This window comes from Paenibacillus sp. SER-28, from assembly GCF_052906305.1.
Window position 1 is genome coordinate 218,342 of record NZ_JBRECM010000007.1, and the last position, 18,729, is coordinate 237,070.

Consider the following 18,729-nt stretch of genomic DNA (forward strand, 5'->3'; position numbering starts at 1 on the left):
ACCGATATATAACCGAATCAAGGAGGATGGACAAAGTTGTCTTTGTATAATCGAGCTTCCGCACCCGGTCGCTCGTCCTTAGAACATAATGTAAAGAAAACAGATCGAGATGGACTTGCGCCGTTTTTCCGAGAAATTCATCATCAGCATGCTATAGATAAGTTGACTTTTGTTTGCATCGGTACAGATCGCTCATCGGGTGATTCACTCGGGCCACTGGTAGGCACCATGCTCCAGGAGCAAGGCTTTCCGTACGTGATTGGCACAATGACGGAGCCCTGTGATGCAGATCATCTGGTTTCATACTTGGAGTGCATTCCCCAAGATCATCATGTGATCGCCATAGATGCTTGTCTTGGACAGCACGGCTCAACGGGAATGTTTCTTATTGCGCGTGAACCGCTAACTCCTGCGCGATCGGTGGGGCTGTCTCTGCCGTCTGTTGGTCATTATAGTGTTGCAGCGATTGTGAATGAGCGCAGTCCCAAACCCTATTGGACACTCCAAATGACGTCGCTTCACTTGGTCATGACCATGGCTGCGCATATTGCTAATGCGGCGGCTTATGAATTTGGTTTAAAAACAGCTTCGCAAGATTTTCCAGAGGGTTACCGTTTCAGATATTGATGGTCTGCTTAATAATATACATCAGCATGTTCTACTCACTAATATATTCAGATCCAATAGATTATATACAGAGAAGGAAGGGTTCCACATGGAAAAGGTATTATGCGAAGGAACGACGATCTGCTATGCCGAACAGGGAAAAGGAGATCCGATCATTCTATTGCACGGATTTTGCGGAAGCTCTTCCTACTGGGATGAGGTTGTTCCCTTGCTATCCCAAAGCTATCGTTGTATTGTTCCAGACTTGCGTGGACACGGACGCAGCGATGCTCCACTAGGAGCCTATACTATTGATCAAATGGCAGATGATGTGCTTAAACTTCAAGAACAATTGGACATTCCTCAGGCTGCCTGGTTTGGTCACTCCCTAGGAGGCTATCTTGCCCTTTCGGCAGTGCAGAGACATGCAGAACGCCTGACAGCCTTTGGACTGATTCATTCCACAGCATATGCAGATACGGATGAAGGTAAAGAAAAGCGGAATAAGGCTGTATCCACCATCCAAACGGAGGGGATTACGACCTTTGTAGATGGACTCGTACCGGGACTGTTTGCTCCTGATCATGTGAAGTCAATGTCCAGCCAATTACTTAAAGTCAAAGAAATTGGCTACAAAACACCACCACAAGGAGCCGTCGGAGCATCACTGGCTATGCGCGAGCGTACTGATCGGCGGGATGTGTTGTCGGCTTCTGCATTGCCAGCCCTTTTAGTAGCGGGTGAGCAGGATCAGGCGGTTCCTCCAGCGCGGACGTTTACAACAGATCGGGCCGGAGTAACTCAGGTTACCCTACCGGAAGCAGGTCACATGAGCCTGTTCGAGGCACCGGAGTTATTAGCGAACACCATCTTGACATTTTTAGAGCAAAACTTGAAAAGGTAGACTAAGGTAAGCCCAAAAACCGGAACCTTCTGATGTGATAAACAGAAGGTTCCGGTTTTTGGGTAGTCAATTATTTTTAGGTGTGTAAGGTGTCTAATTTATATTGCTTTTGTTAAAGGCAAACGCTGTCGGCAAACCGTCAATACTCTCCAGATTTTTCTCATAGGCATATTTTTTAAGTGCTTCTTCTCCCATCTGAATCGAGACTTCCTTCAGCTTTTCCCGTTCGCTCGTGTATGTCATAAAGGGAACCGCAAAACCACATGAATTCTGCACCATGTGAACGTCCACAACAATGATTTGTCTTGCACCGGGAAGCGGGTTGAAGAGAGGGTACAGTTCATTCCATTGCTTAGTATCGGGCAGCGCGACGGTACCAGTACCATAGAGCTTTAGTACACTGGGAGCGCCCTCAAATGCACAAAACATGATTGTTACCCGTCCGTTCTCGATAATGTGGGCGCTTGTCTCGTTGCCGCTTCCCGCCAAGTCGAGATAGGCTACCCTTTGGTCCGATAGAATACGAAAGGAATCATATCCCTTGGGGGAAAGGTTAACGTGCCCTGTCTTGGATAGCGGTGCTGATCCTACAAAGAAAATGTGCTGTCGCTGTATAAACTCTTGATGTTCCGGTAATATCGAGCTAAATTGTTTACCCAAACTCCATCATCCTTTCTCACAAAAATATTCATATAAATTTTGTTTCTAAAGAAATTAATTATTATGAATTATTTTGTAGGATGTTTAAATATACTGATTATTTTTTGTTTTGTATGAAACAAAAATATCACAACACTAACGAAGAAGCAATATTGATTTTAAAAAAACCGTCATTCGCTAATCAAATGATCTGCTACAAAGTGCTGTACCGTAGGAATTCACTGCCATACGTGAGCATTCTGACTTCCTGATCATTGATGTTATTAACTGAGGGTGAAGGTTATAAGTGGTATTTCTGCATGGTAGGGCATTTGGCTTTTAGACAAGGATGTCTTACAATCAGAAGACAGAGTTTCTGGTTGTCTAGGCATCGGGATGAAAGGAAGGGAACGGCTTGCTTAGAAAAGATTATTTGCTTAGTATGATGGAAGAATTGACATCCGCAGTAGCATCGGTGCTCGGTCTAAGGCGTGAAAATAAACATGTCGAAGCGCTAAAACAGTTAGATGATCTGCTCAACAAGCAGTTTCGTCTTCGTTCAGATCTGCTCAGACGATTGCCGCCGGAACAAATTATTGAGCTTTTCCGATTGGGCCCTGGAATTGAAGCGGACAAGCTCCAGCAGGTGGCTCGCATTTTAGAGGAAGAAGCCGTGATTTACCTGGAAACCAGCAGAACAGACGAGGGCATACGAATCTTGATGAAATCTCTTCATTTATATTTGTACAGCGATACGAATGGCGCGACTCGTGATCTGCAGGTCCTGCCTGAACGAATAGCGTGTATCGTAAAACTGGTGCGTGAATATGAGCTTCCCTCTGAAACCAGCAAACTGTTGGCTGTTCATTACGAGCGAGAAAACAGGCTGGACGAAGCCGCCGATGTCTGGTTTGGATTGGCATGGGAGCAGCCAGAGCTTCTATCCGAAGCGGAGGCGTTTTACAGTCACTTACTGGATAAGACCAATGCAGAGCTGGAGCTGGGTGGAATTTCACGCCAGGAAGTCACCGAGGGTTTGATCGAGATCACCCAATTACATGAAAGAAAGTGAGATGTACCTTTTGGATTCACTGCGCGAACTTATATACCAATTGACTACGGGAGGATCCCTCATAACAGCGACGCTGAGTCAGCTTCGCAAACGGGAGGATGCTTCTTTTACTAAAGTACAAATCAAACCAGTGGAATTGAAAAACAAGCTGCATTACCAGTTTGCTTTTCATTACAGCAACAAAGTCATTCATGAAAATCTGACCCCTGACGAAGCTAATGAGCGAATGACTGCCTTGTTTGAGGACACGTTCCGCCAAGGACTTCTATGCGCCAAGGATGCAGACTACCAAGTGCTGATCAGTAAAAAATATAAAGTATCCATTCTGACAAAGTCACCGAGCAAAAGTAAAGCCGACCTGTCTCATAATCGCAAAAAGCAATATGTGCTCGAAGAAGGGGAGCGAATTCCTTTCCTGATTGAGCTTGGGATTATGAATGAGGACGGTAAGGTACTGGCCCGCAAGTATGATAAGTTTCGTCAAATTAACCGGTTTCTCGAAATGGTGCAGGATGTATTGCCCAGCCTTCCGGTAGGCCGCCCATTGACGATTGTGGATTTTGGCTGTGGCAAATCGTATTTGACCTTTGCGCTGTATCACTATTTGGCTGTACAGCAAAAGCGACCATTGCAGATCGTTGGTTTGGACTTGAAGGCAGATGTCATTGAAACCTGTAATGTTCTGGCTCAAAAGCTGCAATATCGACAGTTGGAGTTTCTGGTCGGTGATATCGCAGACTATAACGAACTGGAACAGGTGGATATGGTTGTTACCTTGCACGCTTGTGATACAGCAACAGATGCGGCGCTGGAAAAGGCCGTCCGCTGGGGAGCATCCGTTATTTTGTCGGTTCCGTGTTGCCAGCATGAGCTGTTCAGCCAACTAGAAAATCCAGTATTGGAGCCTTTGCTTTCCCACGGTATTTTAAAGGAGCGTTTTTCTGCACTGGCAACGGATGGAATCCGGGCCAAACTGCTGGATATGATGGGATATCGGACACAGCTATTGGAATTTATCGACATGGAGCATACACCTAAAAATATTCTGATTCGTGCCGTCAAAGGGCAGGCGGGAGAACAATCCGTTTTGTGGCGTGAATACACAGCATTTCGGGATTTTATTCATGCTGATCCTTATTTGGAACGCGCTTGTGCGGATTTGCTTCCCGAAGGAGCGGGGAAGAAGCAGACACATAGCTAGGAATATAGTAAAAGTGGAGCCACTGCGGGGTGGCTCCACTTTTTTGTAGTTTACAGTTCATGGTTGCAGTACGCCAACATCTATCCGCCATAGGCGCTTCTAAAAGCGGTGCACAAGACATCGCGATCCACCTTCCACAATGCCGCGAGCTCCTCGCTGACATCTTCGTCCCACCAGTCGCATAGTAGTTTGCGATTACTATGGTTTTCCGCAATCCAGATAAGGTGTCCGACGACCTTGCGGCAGTATAGCTCCTCGCCCTGCTTGACCAGATCAGGAGCAATGTGAACAGGCAGACGTTTGCAGGTTCGATACAACTCTTTGGTACATGCGCGGCGGATACCACGAGCCGTGGGTAAACGGGATTGTGAATTGTCATGTTTGGGGAATTTGCCGGGAGGCATATTGTACCCCCTCCTCTCTCTCCCAACTTATGCGGGCAGAGGAGCCGGGGTCACTGACCTCCCTATGGGCGAAGTGGCGACTTGTTCTGCCGCTGTGATACACTAATGAAAATAGAGAAACAGGCAGGGAGTGGGAAGAGAATTGGACCAAATATCTAGTATCATTAATTATTTGTTTGAGATCATTCGTAGTCTTGGGTATTTTGGTATTATGCTAGGCTTGATGGTTGAGGTCATTCCAAGCGAAATTGTCCTCGCTTATGGTGGCTTTTTAGTATCCTCGGGTCATATTAATTTTTTTGGCGCAGTCGTTTTTGGAACGATTGGCGGGGTTCTGGCCCAGTTGTTCATTTACTGGATTGGACGCTATGGCGGCAGACCGGTATTAGATAAGTACGGGAAATACATACTTATCAAAAAAAGTCATGTCGACCATGCTGAAGCCTGGTTTAACAAATACGGCACAGGGGTCATTTTCACAGCTCGCTTTATTCCTGTTGTGCGTCATGCCATCTCAATCCCTGCCGGGTTGGCTCGAATGAACGTATGGCGTTTTACTATTTTGACAACGCTAGCGATTATACCTTGGTCTGTTTTGTTTATATATTTAGGTATGCTGCTAGGAGACAAGTGGGAGCAAATTGACGAAGTGGCAGCACCTTACATCAAACCGATTTTGCTGGTTGCCCTTGCGCTCTTGATCATTTATTTTGTTATCAAATGGATTTTGTCCAAAAACAAAAAAGGAAGTGTATAACATGAGCCGTACTAATGTATCGCAATACTTCGGAAAGGGCTTAAGCCCTGAACAGTTTATGGAGGGCATGGAAAAGAACAAAGAAGCCTTCCGCTCTGGGTACGATCAGTTTGTGTGGAATCGCGAAGAGGATCGAGAGTATTTTGAAAGCCTGAACCATCGGGATGATCTGCGCGTGCTTATTTTGGCTGCCGACTGGTGTGGGGATGTGGTACGTAATGTGCCAGTTGTGTTCCGTGCACTGGAGAATAGCGGGATTCCGACCGAAGTATTAATCTTGGAAAACCATCAGGCGCTGATGGATGACTTCCTGACAATGGGCGGACGTGCTGTACCGATTGTGATTTTTGCGGATACAGGAGGTCACGTACTTGGCCACTGGGGACCACGCCCTGCACATGTCCAACAAATTATGATCGAATTCAAACGTGAAAATCCAGATCGGGAAGCTGATGATTATCAAGAAAAAATCGCAGTTGCTCGTAAAGAAATGGCTGAAAAATATGGGGAGGGAACCGAGGTCCATCCTGTGATTGTTCAGGAATTACGTGAGCTGATCTCGGGATTTTAACTTATGGTGCTATCTATTCGCAGCTTTAATCTCGGTCCACTTCAGACGAACGCTTATTTGCTTCAAGGGGATGATCCACAGCGCGCCATTATTATTGATCCAGGAATGAATCCGGGTCCTTTGCTAAGGGCGATTGAGTCTCTGACTATTGAAGCTATCCTGCTGACCCATGCCCATTTTGACCATATTGGTGGGGTGGAGGAGATTCGCAATGCCAAAGGATGCCCGGTGTATTTGCACGCCTTGGAGCAAGACTGGCTCACATCTCCTAAGCTGAATGGCTCCTTGATGTGGCCAGAGGCATCTCCACCAATCTCAACCGGTCCTGCCGAATATGATTTGGCGGAAGGTCAGCAATTGAACCTGATCGGGCACACGTTCAAGGTGTTCCATACACCGGGCCATTCACCCGGAAGTGTCAGCTTTTTGTGTGGCAAAGATCTTTTTTCCGGGGATGTGCTATTCCGTCAGGGCGTTGGACGCACGGATCTGACGGGTGGCCGGGAACGGGATCTATACGATTCTATTCAAAACAAATTGTTTCCGCTCGGAGATGACGTTACAGTCTATTCCGGTCACGGCCCCAAAACGTCCATCGGTTATGAGAAAGCTAATAATCCGTATATCCGGTAAATGTGATGAACGTTTTCAGTAGGGGCAAAATCAAAGGTGTGACAGGTTTTGCCTCATTTCGACAACAAATTATAAATTATGTATAGACAAAGGTTTTTATTTTTGTTAACATAAATTTATTAAAGTTACATACTAAACTCGCGAAGCACGCAAGCTGTGGATGAATCCCGGTTTGCGTTCTTTTTTTTGCCCATTAAGAGGATAAAGAGGCATGAGGCCGTCAGATCACAAGGGGGAGCAAGAATGAAAAGAAAACATATATATGGGGTACAACGTGAGATTGGAGGTAGTTTCCGTGTTCCCAATATAATAGATATTGAAGATTCTGTGGTAGGTTCCGAACCGAAGATCATAACTTGGAAAAAGGTGAAACGACGGGGCGGAATCCCTTCACAAAACTGGCATGTGAGATTGAATGAACACAGGTTGGGACGTGGAGACGGTCGATTATGAAGATACATAGATGATATAGACAAGCTACTTTTTTTTTAGTAGACTTAGCAGATAAGTTCAGACAAACGGGGGGCTAACGATGCATCATTTAGGAGCTAGAATTATGATCGTCGCGGATGCTTTTGAGCAGAATCTTCCTGTGGGCGAACATGGTTATATCATTGCTTACGACCGTAATGCGGACAATGCTTTTGACTATGTCATTCGCGTACCGAAGGTGAACCGCAATTTTTTTGTACCATCCGGGGACATCGAGCTGGAGGAGAGTATTCTCAAGCTAGAAGCCGAGCGGATTGAGCGTGAAGCGCTGATAGATTATGCCCTTGCTACTCATAATGAGCAACTGTTCAAGCATGTAATGAACGGTGGTCTTGATTCGGTAGAGACTGAAGAAGAAGAAACCGCGGCAGAGTTGTTGTCACAGGCTGATTTTATCAGACAAGTCAATTTGCGTGCTTGGATATAGGGGTCGGCTACTGCCGACTCTTTTTAAAAATATATAATGGGCACAATCTCAGCTCTTATAGTTATCTCGAAAGAGCACCGAGAGGTGCTTTTTTTATATTCTTTTAGCAACATTTCCCTCATTGATGTACAGTTTGCTTCTGTACCGCGTCAAAGATTGAATTGTAAAGGGTTCTATCCTATAATTAAAAACGTTATTTCAAAGTTCGGTGCAGCATTTTTTAATATCAGGATTTTGCAAAATTCGATTCCAGTCGCTTATTGGACTTTTTGCAAAATCCTCATATACATGAGGAGGGTTTTGTATGAACATTTCCACGGAAGATGTCCGTCACGTAGCCAAGCTGTCTAGGTTGAATCTGACCGCGGCTGAAGAAGAAACGATGACAGGACAATTAAACGCCATTCTCCATTATGCGGAGAAGCTGAATGAGCTGGATACGGAGCAGGTAAAACCGACCACTCATGTGCTGCACGTCAGCAATGTCATGCGAGACGACGAAGTTCGTGAAAGTTTGACACAAGAGCAAGTGATGCGCAATGCACCTGAAGAAGAAGACGGACAGTTTAAGGTTCCTGCTGTTCTGGAATAGATCTCATATTTGAAAGGAGGATGCAAATTGAGCTTGTTCAATAACACATTGCCCGAGATACATAACAAGCTGCATCAAAAGGAAATTTCCGTGAGTGATCTGGTGGGACACGCTCTGGAGACAATTGGTGCGCGGGAAGACAAGATCAGAGCTTATATTACCGTTGACGAAGAACAGGCCCGTGCATCCGCACGTCAGCTGGATGATCAGCTGATTTCCGGAGAGGAAAGAGGATTGTTGTTTGGTCTGCCGGTTGGTATTAAGGATAATATTGTGACAGAAGGGCTGCGTACAACATGTGGCAGTCAGTTTTTGAAAAATTTTGATCCTGTTTACGATGCCACAGTTGTTAGCAAGTTGCGCGCAGCGCAAACTGTGACACTCGGTAAAATGAACATGGACGAATTCGCCATGGGCGGCTCTAACGAGAACTCCAGCTTTTTCCCTGCACGTAACCCTTGGGATTTAGAACGTGTTCCCGGCGGTTCCAGTGGCGGCTCGGCTGCGGCTGTTGCAGCGGGTGAGGCTTATTTCACGCTCGGTTCGGATACAGGTGGTTCCATTCGCCAGCCCGCTTCTTACTGCGGTGTAGTTGGCCTGAAACCAACCTATGGTCTTGTATCCCGTTTTGGACTGGTGGCTTTTGCCTCCTCTTTAGACCAAATTGGACCTATTACTAAAAATGTTCAGGATTCGGCCTATGTCCTACAAGCTATTGCAGGTTATGACCAGAAGGACTCCACTTCTGCAAAGGTAGACATTCCTGATTATTTGAACGCTTTAACCGGGGATGTAAAAGGACTTCGTATCGCTGTGCCTAAAGAGTATCTTGGTGAGGGCGTAGATCCACAGGTCAAGGAAAAGGTGCTCGACGCACTGAAAACGCTGGAAGGATTGGGCGCGGTATGGGAAGAGGTATCTCTTCCGCACACGGAATATGCGGTAGCGACTTACTACCTGTTGGCTTCATCCGAAGCGTCGTCCAATCTGGCCCGCTTTGACGGCGTACGCTATGGTGTGCGTTCTGACAATCCGGACAACCTGCTTGATCTTTACCATCAGTCCCGTACGCAGGGTTTTGGTCCCGAGGTGAAGCGTCGGATTATGCTGGGTACCTATGCACTCAGCTCCGGGTACTACGATGCTTATTATTTGAAAGCTCAAAAAGTGCGCACACTGATTAAACAGGATTTTGATCGTGTGTTTGAACAATATGATGTGATTATCGGACCTACTGCACCGACAACTGCTTTCAAAATCGGCTCACAAGTGGATGATCCATTGACAATGTATTTGAACGACATTTTGACGATTCCGGTGAGCTTGGCTGGCGTGCCAGCCATCAGCATTCCTTGTGGTCTTGCAGATGGAATGCCAGTCGGACTACAAATTATCGGAAAAGCCTTTGACGAGTCTTCCGTGCTACGCGTAGCTCATGCTTTTGAACAAAATACCGAATTTCACAAGCAGCGTCCGCAGCTGTAATTTGCTAAAAAGGAGGTAACCTATTCATGTCTACAACTACATCCAAATATGAGACGGTCATCGGACTTGAAGTGCACGTGGAATTGCATACGAAGTCTAAAATATTTTGTGGATGCTCGACATCCTTCGGAGCACCACCCAACTCTCATACATGTCCGGTCTGTCTCGGTCATCCAGGGGTGTTGCCGGTATTGAACCGTCAGGCCGTTGATTATGCAATGAAAGCAGCAATGGCGCTGAATTGCACCATTGCTGATGTGAGCAAGTTTGACCGTAAGAACTATTTTTACCCCGATTCACCTAAGGCTTACCAAATCTCACAATACGATCAACCCATTGGCGAAAATGGCTGGATTGATATTGAAGTGAATGGTGAGACAAAGCGTATCGGTATTACCCGACTGCATCTGGAAGAGGACGCAGGAAAATTAACACATGTTGATGGTGGCTACGCATCTTTGGTCGATTTTAACCGGGTCGGCACACCATTGGTCGAGATCGTTTCGGAGCCGGAAATATCTTCGCCGGAAGAAGCCAAGGCCTATCTGGAAAAAATACGTGCCATTATGCAGTATTGTGACGTATCCGATGTGAAGATGGAGGAAGGATCACTTCGCTGCGATGCGAATATCAGTCTTCGTCCGCATGGACAAAAAGAGCTGGGAACTAAAGCGGAACTGAAAAACATGAACTCCTTCCGTGGCGTACAGCGCGGACTGGAATATGAGCAGTTCCGGCAGGAGCAGACGCTGGACGAAGGCGGAACGATAGTACAGGAGACACGTCGTTGGGATGAGGCGCAAGGTAAAACCTTATCCATGCGTGGTAAGGAACAGGCCCATGACTATCGTTATTTCCCAGACCCGGATCTGGTTACACTGCATATAGATGAGGAATGGAAAGAACGCATCCGTGCTTCGATTCCTGAATTGCCTGACCAGCGTAAAGCACGCTACACTTCGGAATATGGATTACCTGAGTATGATGCGCAGGTGATTACGTCCTCCAAGCCATTGGCCGATTTGTTCGAGGATAGCCTTCAATTCACCAAGGATGCCAAAGCAGTATCCAACTGGATTATGGGGGATCTACTCGGTTATTTGAACAGTGCCGGTGTAGAGCTGTCGCAGGTTAAATTGACCGGTCGGGGCTTGGGCGAAATGATCGGACTGCTGGAGAAGGGAACGATCAATAGCAAAATCGCCAAAACGGTCTTCAAGGAAATGCTGGAAAGTGATAAACTGCCACAGCAAATTGTTGAAGAAAAAGGGCTTGTACAGATCAGTGATGAGGGTGCAATCCTGACCATTGTCGAACAAGTTGTAGCAGCTAACCCGCAATCGGTCGAAGATTACAAAGCCGGCAAGCAAAAGGCCATCGGCTTCCTAGTCGGTCAAGTGATGAAGGAGAGCAAGGGAAAGGCAAACCCTGGCCTTGCTAATAAGTTGCTGACGGAAGTGCTGAACCGCTAATGGCATAGAGATTTGACAGGGGCTTGTCTTTTAGGGACAGGCCCCTTTTGCATAGACGCTGAGAACGATTGGCGCGAACAAACTTTAAAATCCTGATGGCATTTTATGAGTTTCCTTAGGAGGGAAAACAGCATGGTTACCCTATGTTCATTGGAAGATGATGATATCGTCAGTCAGATATGGCGTCTACAGCACGTTGCCTATAGGCTGGAAGCTGAGCTGATTGGGTTTGATGAGATTCCTCCACTGATGGATACATTGGATACGCTGAGAAGCTGTGGAGAGTCTTTTTATGGGTGGCTGGAGGAAGGTGAATTGCTAGGGGCACTGGCTGTGCAGTCTGAGTCGCCCGATTCGCTTACCCTTACACGTATGATGGTTCACCCAGATCATTTTCGAAAAGGTATTGCAGACTCTTTAATGAAGCATGTTTTGAATGAATATCAAAATATCCCGTTGTTTATCGTCTCTACAGGAACTTTAAATACTCCTGCGGTGACATTGTATCGAAAACATGGCTTTCGCCCCGTATCTGCGGCGGAGGTCGCCCCAGGCGTGGAATTAACCACCTACCATCTGCATAAGTTGGAATAGCATTGAGTTATCATTAAATTGGCATTAAAAATGCACATAAGCCCACAAACCGCGCACCCGGAGTGGGAAGCACGACATAACCGGGAGGAGTAACTTGAATGAATAATCCGTGGATTATAGACGATTCACATATCATTTTACGGCTTTTGCTGTCCATGCTTCTCGGTGGATTCATTGGCTTTGAACGCGAACGTTCCAATCACGCAGCTGGTTTGAGGACTCATATTATGGTCAGTCTTGGTTCGACGCTGATTATGCTACTCTCCATTTACGGCTTTGCCGATTTTATTAAAGAAGCTAATGTACGCATAGATCCCGCTCGTTTGGCTACGGCTGTAATCACTGGCGTAGGCTTTTTGGGTGCAGGGACGATTATGTTCACAGGTAAATCCATTACCGGACTAACGACTGCGGCTTCCATTTGGGTCGTGGCTGCCATTGGTCTTGGGGTCGGAGCAGGCTTTTATTTCCCGTCTATAGCGGCGACAGTGCTCGTATTTTTAAATTTATGGGTATTTAACAAAGTCGAACTTCGGTATATGCGTGGACGCAAGCGTCATCTTATTACATTGTACGGATTGTCGTCTCACGGATTGCTAGAGCAGATTTCGACTTATTTAGAGCAAGAAAAAGTGGAAATACGTAAAATAATGATTAAAGAACATGAAAATGTCCCATTTCACGAATTACATCCAGATCGGCAGAGTATGGAGGTTTCCCTAGAGGTGCTGTCCCGTCATGATTTTAATCCCGTACGTATTGCAGCTGATTTACGACAATGGGAAGATATAGCTGCAGTCTCTGTTGAGTAATAGTCTACCTTTTTTTAACAGTTACTCTTAAATCCGATTGGGGTACTATGTAAGCATTGAAGTATTTTTCAGCGGCGCCACGCATGGGATTCAAAGGGGAGGATGGCATGAACTCGGAACAACCGTTACCGTCTGGAGAGGCTGGGCAGCTACAAGCGCCGGAACAGCGGGAACAACTCAGACAGGGGAAGCGTCTAAAATACGCTAAATTTCGCAAAGTGATTGCCATTATCATGGCCGCATTGTTACCCGGACTGGGACATCTTTTTTTAGGGCTGTTTATTAGGGGGCTTAGTTTTATTGTGTTGCTCCTGCTAGATATTTTTGCGATGCTGTATGTTTCTTCTGATGGCTTGAGGATTAACATCCCATTACTTATTTTGCTTGGATTGTTCATACCCGTTTTATATTTTTATAATGTATATGATGTCTTACAGTCAGCAGATTACATGGTTCGTTATCGGCGTAAGCCAGATCGTTATGCACGGATGGATGCTAAAGGCCAGCAAAGTAGTCCTTTTTATGCATGGGAGAGAGGCTTTGCTTTTGCTGTGCTGATGGTGGCAGGCGGTGGGCTTATGATTTTGTTTCGCATGAAACCTCGCTGGTTGAGCAATTTCTTTGAGGATTATGGATTCCTGACGCTGGCCATCTTATTAATGATGATTGGTTTATCCCTTTTTCTAAGGGAAGCCTTTCTGTCCTTTAAGCGTAAAAAGTTGAAAGAAAGAGGGTGAAGCTGGCGTGCACCGCAAAATAAGAGTCGGGCGTTACACCTCTTCGCTTCTGTTGATGGCTGTAGGCATTTTGCTTATTGTAGATGTGTTTCAAAATACTGAATATATGCTTCAACTCCTCGTTTGGTGGCCCGTAATCTTCGTGCTTTGGGGACTGGAATATCTGATTTTTTTTGCTGTGTACTATCGGAAAGAAGGCAAGTCTGACAACGGAAGGCGATTCAGACCTGACCTAAAGGGGATTCTGTCCGCTTTGGTAGTGGCAGCCTCGGTTTTTATCGTGACCCAGCAAAATCATTATATGTATCTGTGGAACCGGGTTAGTCTCAATCTGACATCAGCCTCTATGGATTTTAGTCAGGCTAAAGAGAATCGGTATGATATGGGTGGTGTACTGATACCTGTAACTATGCAGACGTCCGATTTAGTAGTTGATTCGGTTAATGGTGATGTAACACTGATCAGACGGCCTGTGTCCAATATAGAGGTACGTGGGACTCTATGGGTGGATCAAGCGCCTGCTGCCGAAGCGGACAAGATTGCTCAAGCTTCTTCACTGACTTCTACCGACGGCAAGACCATCCAGATTCGTCCGGAGGCACAGTCATACGGAGCTTCAAGCAAACGTCAGCCCCGTGTGAACATGCTGATCACCGTGCCGGAGGACCGGCGGTTCAATGTGCAGATTAGAACCTCCAACGGGAATATTACCCTGAATGGAGTTGATGCTATTGATAGCATTCGGCTCGAGAGCGGTAATGGAAATCTCACGGTTAATGACGCTATCGGCAATGTCAAGGGAGGCACGCTGAACGGTCAGGTTAAATTGCATCGGATTTCTGGAGATGTAGATGTGCGCACGAACCGTGGCGATATGCAGGCAGGAGATATTGAAGGAGCTGTGACACTACACACCATGGTAGGTGATATTCAACTCGCTCGCTCGGAAGGGGACATCACCGTAGATACTCAGAATGGTGACATGAATGTGCTGAATTCTACAGCCAAGCTGAATGCAAATTCGCTTAATGGCTCTATCAAAGTGCATAGCGAGCAGGTGGGCGGAGATTGGAAAATATACAGTGCTGTCGGTGATATCGTATTGGATCTTCCGTCGAATGGAGATTTTCAGTTAGAGGGTTCAAGCAGTTATGGTAATCTTCAATCCGATTTTCCATTTAAAATAGATAGTAAAAGTATTTCAGGCCAGAATGGGACAGGCAAGTATGCGATCAACGTAGAGGGTAACAGCAATTTAACGATTAAAAAGTTACTGATGCCGTCGTTACCCGACTTGGATGATTCCGGGGGTACGCCTGCGCCCGATACATCTGAAAGCGCTCCGGCTGAAACCGGAGCGCCTGAGTCAGATACCTCTATAGGGACATCCGGCGACAATACGGCGCGTTGACAAGAAACTTGAGTAGACCGTACAATGTGAGTAGGTTTAGAAGTAAGTTGTAAATAGATGCGTGGTAATTGATAGGATCGTAAGTAAGGGATAAGGCGGTGGACATATATGGCGGCACGCGTCCAGCATGCTTTGGAACTTCTGAAGAAGACAGGTGTACGCATAACACCCCAGCGTCATGCCATATTAAACTATTTGATGGAAACCATGGGGCATCCGACTGCAGATGAAATATATCGAGCGCTTGAGTCCAAGTTTCCAAGTATGAGTGTGGCTACGGTTTATAATAACTTAAAGATGTTTATAGAAGCGGGTATGGTACATGAGTTGACCTATGGAGATAACGCCAGTCGTTATGATGCCAATATTTCGGAGCACTATCACATCATTTGCGAAAAATGCGGAAAAATTGAAGATTTCAGTTATCCCTATTTGGCTGATGTGGAACGCCATGCCGCGTTGGAAACAGGCTTCGAGGTGCATGGACATCGAATGGAGTTACACGGAGTATGCAAAGCTTGTAGTAACAAACAAACGTAACGAAACAAGGAATAGAAGTTTTTTGTGCGGTATGTATATATTGTAATGGATTGGAAACGTGAGGAATTCCCCATAAGCGGGGATTTACCGCGTTTTTTTATTTAAATCACTTTATTTTTGTTTTAAGTAATCTGTTGTGGTTACAAAATACGATAATTCAAAGTTCATACAATGGAGGTTCAATATTGGCCAGAAATCATTCCAGACGCCGCCGTAAACGTTCACGATTCAAAGGAGCGGCAAGCCTGCTATTATTTGCAGCGATTATATGCGCAATTACTGTCGTATGGTTTGGTAATCCCCTTCACGAGAAACCCGATTGGCAGGGCAGTGTCCGTCCTATTTTTATGCAGGGCAAGTTGACTGGGTATGAAGCTCAAAGCTCGGGCAAGAACATGCTGATGCCGCTTAAATTGGTGCAAAGTCAAATTGATCCTACGGTTCGCTATGAGGATGATAGCCAAACCGTCATTATGGCGACGAGACAAAGCCTGCTCTATATGAAGGTTTCGAAGGCACAAGGGGAACTGAATGGTAAGACATATGCGCTTAGCGTAGCCCCTCAGGTGATCAGTGGAGAGGTATATATCCCGATAGAGGCTGTACGTGAAGTATACGGCGTTTCTATACACGAAGACCCTGTAACTGGTGCTGTCATCCTAATGAAAGCTGGAGAGAAGGTCAGGCTGGGGAGTGTAGAAAAGAAGGATGGCCCACAGGATGCTAGAATTGCCTTACGTAAAGAAGCCTCCAGCCTATCTTTCATTTTGACAGATATATCTCAGTGGACGAAGGTACGTATTTGGTCCAAACAAGGAGATTGGTATTTTGTTCAATTAGACAATGGCTATGCGGGATACATTAAGTCAGACCATATCGCTGAAGGAGAAGAGCTTGTGATCCCTTCGGCTAAAGACGATTTGTCCATCTCGGAAAAACATTGGGAGGGTAGGCCAGTAAACCTCGCTTGGGAAGCCGTCTATAATCGTAAGCCCGATCCTTCCAAGTTTGATCCTATGCCTGGAGTAAATGTGGTGAGTCCTACGTGGTTCAGTGTCGTTGATCATGAGGGCACTGTAGAAAGCAAGGCAGATCCTGCCTATGTCAGCTGGGCACATCGCAAGGGGATGGAGGTTTGGGGCTTGTTGAGCAACAGCTTTAATCCCGAATTAACAACTGAAGCATTGTCTACCTTTGAACGTCGAAAGTCGATTGTTGATCAGATGATTTCACTTGCCCTAGAAAATGATCTGGACGGTATTAATATTGATTTTGAAAATGTTCATACGAAGGATGGCCCCAATGTCACCCAATTTTTGCGGGAACTTAAACCGATGGCTAGGGAACATGATTTGATACTGTCCATTGATGTTACGCCTAAATCTCAAAGTGAGATGTGGTCAGCTTTTTTGGATCGAAAATCATTGGGCACCATCACAGATTACCTCATGGTAATGGCGTATGATGAGCATTGGGCGGCTAGTCCAAAGGCTGGTTCTGTCGCCTCGCTACCATGGACGGAAGCGTCAATTAAGCGAATTATTCAGGAAGATGAAGTGCCGCCTCAAAAAGTGATTTTAGGTATTCCATTATATACTCGCGTGTGGTCCGAGACTTCCAAAGAAGGGAAGATTAAGGTCACCTCCAAATCACTTGGTATGAAGTCAGCAGCCGGTATCATAGCCGAATTTAAGTTGAAGCCCAAGTTTAGAGCTGCTGAAGGCCAGAATTATGTCGAGTATACAGAAGACGGCGTGGTCAAAAAGATTTGGCTAGAGGATCAGATATCTCTGAAGGCAAGAGTAGAACTTGCCAAATCGCTGAAGCTCGGAGGAATTGGGGCGTGGAATCGAACCTTTGCAGATGAAAACGCTTGGGTAACACTGAAAAAAATAAGTGAATAAGATAAAAATTTATACAATTGAAGAAGGAAGTTTCTTATTTATGTAGAAATGATCACATGTATCCAAATATCCAATTTGCGGTCATAGCCGCCTTGCAGGTATGGAGGGAGAAGTGCAGCTAACCAAATTAAACCTAATGTATGATGAATTGTTGCGGGAAGATTCAATAGGTATTATTTCGTACAGAAAGCCGGGAGAGTATTTTCACGGTTCGATGTTGTATGACTTTGATGAACTCATTCTAATTATTGGAGAAGGCACCAAGCCGGTTCGTTCTATTCAACACTTATTTATGAATGGCTTAAGATGCCAAGTGTTGTACGCAACGCTCAGTTGTCTGAAGGAATGGATTATCGCTGGTGAACAAGCCAACATTATAGATTATGTGCTAGAAGGTCGTATTGTCTGGGAACGGGATGACAGGGTCCGTCTTTTAAGACAGGAAATTGTTGATTTTAACGATCCACTACGGGAGCAGAAGCGATTTCATGAGTTCTCCCGCTTTCTGGTCAATTACGTTCATGGTAAAAGAGCGGTGCGAGAAGGGCGGATCATTGACGCTTATCAAAGTGTTCTGAAAGCATTGGATCATTGGGCATCTATTGAACTCATTGAACGGGGGATTTATCCAAAGACTCACTTATGGGTTCAGGTACAGCCTCTAGATCGATCGATTGACAAACTGTATAACGAACTCACATTAAGTACAGAAACCTTGGAACAACGGGTTGAACTAGTATTGCTTGCTTGTGAATTTTCAGTTATGTCAAAAATGGAGGAGTGCTCATCTCCGCTATTCCGTATATTAGGCAGCAGACGGGAACCCTGGTCTATAAATGAACTTATTAACCATCCAGACCTAAAGAATCTTCAATTGGATCTTACCGTCGTGCTCCGTAAACTGGTATATCGTTCACTTATTAGAGAAACAGCTGCCGGGGATTTTAGGGATCGTGGGCAAAATCGTGAACTGCGTTACTCCCTTATTTGATGTGCAGGGTTGATTTGTCAGGAAGAAAGGTTGTTAAATCGACTTTTCTTCCTTTTTTTGTACGTGATTTAGTGTTTATAGATAGTTACAAAATATAAATTATTAATTTAGGTTGACGAGTATATAAAATATGTGCTAAGTTATAACTCGCCCCATTAAGCAGCATGAATAATTTAGAACTGTTTAAAGCAGGATAAACGTGTTGCTTCAAGCGAAAAAATAAATTTTCAAAAAAAAGCTTGACGAAAAATGAGGTTATGTGTTACATTATTTAAGTCGCCGCTGAGACGCGGTGGTGAAACAAAGTGAGACATTATGCAAGTTTGATCTTTGAAAACTGAACAACGAGTGAGTAAAACGATTTTGTTCGCAAAATCAAACAAGAGATATTTTTATCTCGTCAGTTTCAAAATGAGCTTATCGCTCTTTCTATAAACCAACTTCGGTTGGTCTTTAATGGAGAGTTTGATCCTGGCTCAGGACGA

General features: G+C 45.3%; 21 protein-coding genes. 19 read left to right on the top strand and 2 right to left on the bottom strand.

Translation table 11 applies throughout. The annotated features are described in order from the left end of the window. Positions 1-42: 42 nt before the first annotated feature. Together yyaC and ACUYLD_RS17735 are read left to right on the top strand one after the other, a co-directional pair. Entirely contained in the window at positions 43-627 is a 585-nt protein-coding gene (yyaC, locus tag ACUYLD_RS17730; protein WP_446675644.1) for a spore protease YyaC, read from the top strand. An 88-nt stretch (positions 628-715) separates the two neighbouring features. Further along, positions 716-1,510, top strand: a complete 795-nt coding sequence (locus tag ACUYLD_RS17735) for an alpha/beta fold hydrolase (RefSeq protein ID WP_446675637.1) — start codon at positions 716-718, stop codon at positions 1,508-1,510. A gap of 93 nt (positions 1,511-1,603) precedes the next feature. Here ACUYLD_RS17735 and ACUYLD_RS17740 read toward each other — a convergent pair whose 3' ends face one another. Continuing rightward, a complete protein-coding gene (locus tag ACUYLD_RS17740) occupies positions 1,604-2,170 on the bottom strand; it encodes a pyridoxamine 5'-phosphate oxidase family protein (RefSeq protein WP_061831457.1) in 567 nt (188 codons plus the stop codon). Between the two features lie 394 nt (positions 2,171-2,564). On the opposite strand from ACUYLD_RS17740, the gene ACUYLD_RS17745 reads away from it, so the two are divergent. Beyond that, positions 2,565-3,221: a DUF6483 family protein gene (locus ACUYLD_RS17745; RefSeq protein ID WP_446675638.1), complete on the top strand. Its 657-nt coding sequence runs from the start codon at positions 2,565-2,567 to the stop codon at positions 3,219-3,221. Further along, positions 3,208-4,422, top strand: coding sequence for a class I SAM-dependent methyltransferase (locus ACUYLD_RS17750; protein ID WP_025721769.1), 1,215 nt, complete (start codon positions 3,208-3,210; stop codon positions 4,420-4,422). Before ACUYLD_RS17745 ends, ACUYLD_RS17750 begins: the two co-directional genes overlap by 14 nt. An 80-nt stretch (positions 4,423-4,502) precedes the next feature. Here the strand turns inward: ACUYLD_RS17750 and ACUYLD_RS17755 are convergent, their stop codons facing one another. Then, on the bottom strand, positions 4,503-4,826 hold the full coding sequence (locus tag ACUYLD_RS17755) for a hypothetical protein (RefSeq protein ID WP_013311916.1): 324 nt from the start codon (positions 4,824-4,826) through the stop codon (positions 4,503-4,505). A 142-nt stretch (positions 4,827-4,968) separates the two neighbouring features. Between ACUYLD_RS17755 and ACUYLD_RS17760 the strand changes: the two genes are divergently transcribed. The 15 genes from ACUYLD_RS17760 to ACUYLD_RS17830 all read left to right on the top strand — a co-directional run bounded on the left by ACUYLD_RS17760 (position 4,969) and on the right by ACUYLD_RS17830 (position 18,244). After that, positions 4,969-5,583 (top strand): DedA family protein, encoded by a 615-nt coding sequence (locus ACUYLD_RS17760; RefSeq protein WP_013311915.1) that lies wholly within the window; start codon positions 4,969-4,971, stop codon positions 5,581-5,583. A 1-nt stretch (position 5,584) separates the two neighbouring features. Continuing rightward, entirely contained in the window at positions 5,585-6,154 is a 570-nt protein-coding gene (locus ACUYLD_RS17765) for a thioredoxin family protein (protein ID WP_061831455.1), read from the top strand. A gap of 3 nt (positions 6,155-6,157) precedes the next feature. Beyond that, positions 6,158-6,787 (top strand): MBL fold metallo-hydrolase, encoded by a 630-nt coding sequence (locus ACUYLD_RS17770; RefSeq protein ID WP_061831454.1) that lies wholly within the window; start codon positions 6,158-6,160, stop codon positions 6,785-6,787. Between the two features lie 243 nt (positions 6,788-7,030). Next, positions 7,031-7,240, top strand: coding sequence for a hypothetical protein (locus ACUYLD_RS17775; protein ID WP_061831453.1), 210 nt, complete (start codon positions 7,031-7,033; stop codon positions 7,238-7,240). A 79-nt stretch (positions 7,241-7,319) separates the two neighbouring features. Then, positions 7,320-7,706: a hypothetical protein gene (locus tag ACUYLD_RS17780; RefSeq protein ID WP_061831452.1), complete on the top strand. Its 387-nt coding sequence runs from the start codon at positions 7,320-7,322 to the stop codon at positions 7,704-7,706. 304 nt (positions 7,707-8,010) lie between these two features. After that, entirely contained in the window at positions 8,011-8,298 is a 288-nt protein-coding gene (gene gatC / locus ACUYLD_RS17785; protein WP_010344719.1) for an Asp-tRNA(Asn)/Glu-tRNA(Gln) amidotransferase subunit GatC, read from the top strand. Between the two features lie 27 nt (positions 8,299-8,325). Then, entirely contained in the window at positions 8,326-9,783 is a 1,458-nt protein-coding gene (gatA, locus tag ACUYLD_RS17790) for an Asp-tRNA(Asn)/Glu-tRNA(Gln) amidotransferase subunit GatA (protein WP_023990257.1), read from the top strand. A gap of 26 nt (positions 9,784-9,809) precedes the next feature. Then, positions 9,810-11,255 carry an Asp-tRNA(Asn)/Glu-tRNA(Gln) amidotransferase subunit GatB gene (gatB, locus tag ACUYLD_RS17795; RefSeq protein WP_013311908.1) on the top strand — a complete coding sequence of 482 codons (1,446 nt, stop codon included), beginning with the start codon at positions 9,810-9,812 and terminating at the stop codon, positions 11,253-11,255. A gap of 132 nt (positions 11,256-11,387) precedes the next feature. After that, the gene (locus tag ACUYLD_RS17800) at positions 11,388-11,849 is read left to right on the top strand and encodes a GNAT family N-acetyltransferase (RefSeq protein WP_069290371.1); all 462 of its coding nucleotides are present in this window, start codon (positions 11,388-11,390) and stop codon (positions 11,847-11,849) included. Positions 11,850-11,947: 98 nt separating this feature from the next. Next, the gene (locus ACUYLD_RS17805) at positions 11,948-12,661 is read left to right on the top strand and encodes an MgtC/SapB family protein (protein ID WP_023990255.1); all 714 of its coding nucleotides are present in this window, start codon (positions 11,948-11,950) and stop codon (positions 12,659-12,661) included. Between the two features lie 83 nt (positions 12,662-12,744). Then, complete coding sequence (locus ACUYLD_RS17810) at positions 12,745-13,398, top strand: hypothetical protein (protein WP_254327112.1); 654 nt, start codon at positions 12,745-12,747, stop codon at positions 13,396-13,398. Between the two features lie 7 nt (positions 13,399-13,405). After that, positions 13,406-14,809 carry a DUF4097 family beta strand repeat-containing protein gene (locus tag ACUYLD_RS17815; protein ID WP_446675639.1) on the top strand — a complete coding sequence of 468 codons (1,404 nt, stop codon included), beginning with the start codon at positions 13,406-13,408 and terminating at the stop codon, positions 14,807-14,809. A 108-nt stretch (positions 14,810-14,917) separates the two neighbouring features. After that, positions 14,918-15,349 (top strand): Fur family transcriptional regulator, encoded by a 432-nt coding sequence (locus ACUYLD_RS17820; RefSeq protein WP_013311903.1) that lies wholly within the window; start codon positions 14,918-14,920, stop codon positions 15,347-15,349. Positions 15,350-15,534: 185 nt separating this feature from the next. After that, positions 15,535-17,253, top strand: coding sequence for a glycosyl hydrolase family 18 protein (locus ACUYLD_RS17825; protein WP_446675640.1), 1,719 nt, complete (start codon positions 15,535-15,537; stop codon positions 17,251-17,253). A 112-nt stretch (positions 17,254-17,365) separates the two neighbouring features. Then, entirely contained in the window at positions 17,366-18,244 is an 879-nt protein-coding gene (locus tag ACUYLD_RS17830) for a nucleotidyltransferase-like protein (protein ID WP_446675641.1), read from the top strand. Positions 18,245-18,729 lie beyond the last annotated feature (485 nt).

Coding starts and splice junctions, on each gene's coding strand:
- ACUYLD_RS17735 (WP_446675637.1), top strand. CDS start 716: ATGGAAAAGGTATTATGCGAAGGAACGACGATCTGCTATGCCGAACAG.
- ACUYLD_RS17750 (WP_025721769.1), top strand. CDS start 3,208: ATGAAAGAAAGTGAGATGTACCTTTTGGATTCACTGCGCGAACTTATA.
- ACUYLD_RS17755 (WP_013311916.1), bottom strand. CDS start 4,826: ATGCCTCCCGGCAAATTCCCCAAACATGACAATTCACAATCCCGTTTA.
- ACUYLD_RS17765 (WP_061831455.1), top strand. CDS start 5,585: ATGAGCCGTACTAATGTATCGCAATACTTCGGAAAGGGCTTAAGCCCT.
- ACUYLD_RS17770 (WP_061831454.1), top strand. CDS start 6,158: ATGGTGCTATCTATTCGCAGCTTTAATCTCGGTCCACTTCAGACGAAC.
- ACUYLD_RS17775 (WP_061831453.1), top strand. CDS start 7,031: ATGAAAAGAAAACATATATATGGGGTACAACGTGAGATTGGAGGTAGT.
- ACUYLD_RS17780 (WP_061831452.1), top strand. CDS start 7,320: ATGCATCATTTAGGAGCTAGAATTATGATCGTCGCGGATGCTTTTGAG.
- gatC (WP_010344719.1), top strand. CDS start 8,011: ATGAACATTTCCACGGAAGATGTCCGTCACGTAGCCAAGCTGTCTAGG.
- gatB (WP_013311908.1), top strand. CDS start 9,810: ATGTCTACAACTACATCCAAATATGAGACGGTCATCGGACTTGAAGTG.
- ACUYLD_RS17800 (WP_069290371.1), top strand. CDS start 11,388: ATGGTTACCCTATGTTCATTGGAAGATGATGATATCGTCAGTCAGATA.
- ACUYLD_RS17805 (WP_023990255.1), top strand. CDS start 11,948: ATGAATAATCCGTGGATTATAGACGATTCACATATCATTTTACGGCTT.
- ACUYLD_RS17810 (WP_254327112.1), top strand. CDS start 12,745: ATGGGATTCAAAGGGGAGGATGGCATGAACTCGGAACAACCGTTACCG.
- ACUYLD_RS17820 (WP_013311903.1), top strand. CDS start 14,918: ATGGCGGCACGCGTCCAGCATGCTTTGGAACTTCTGAAGAAGACAGGT.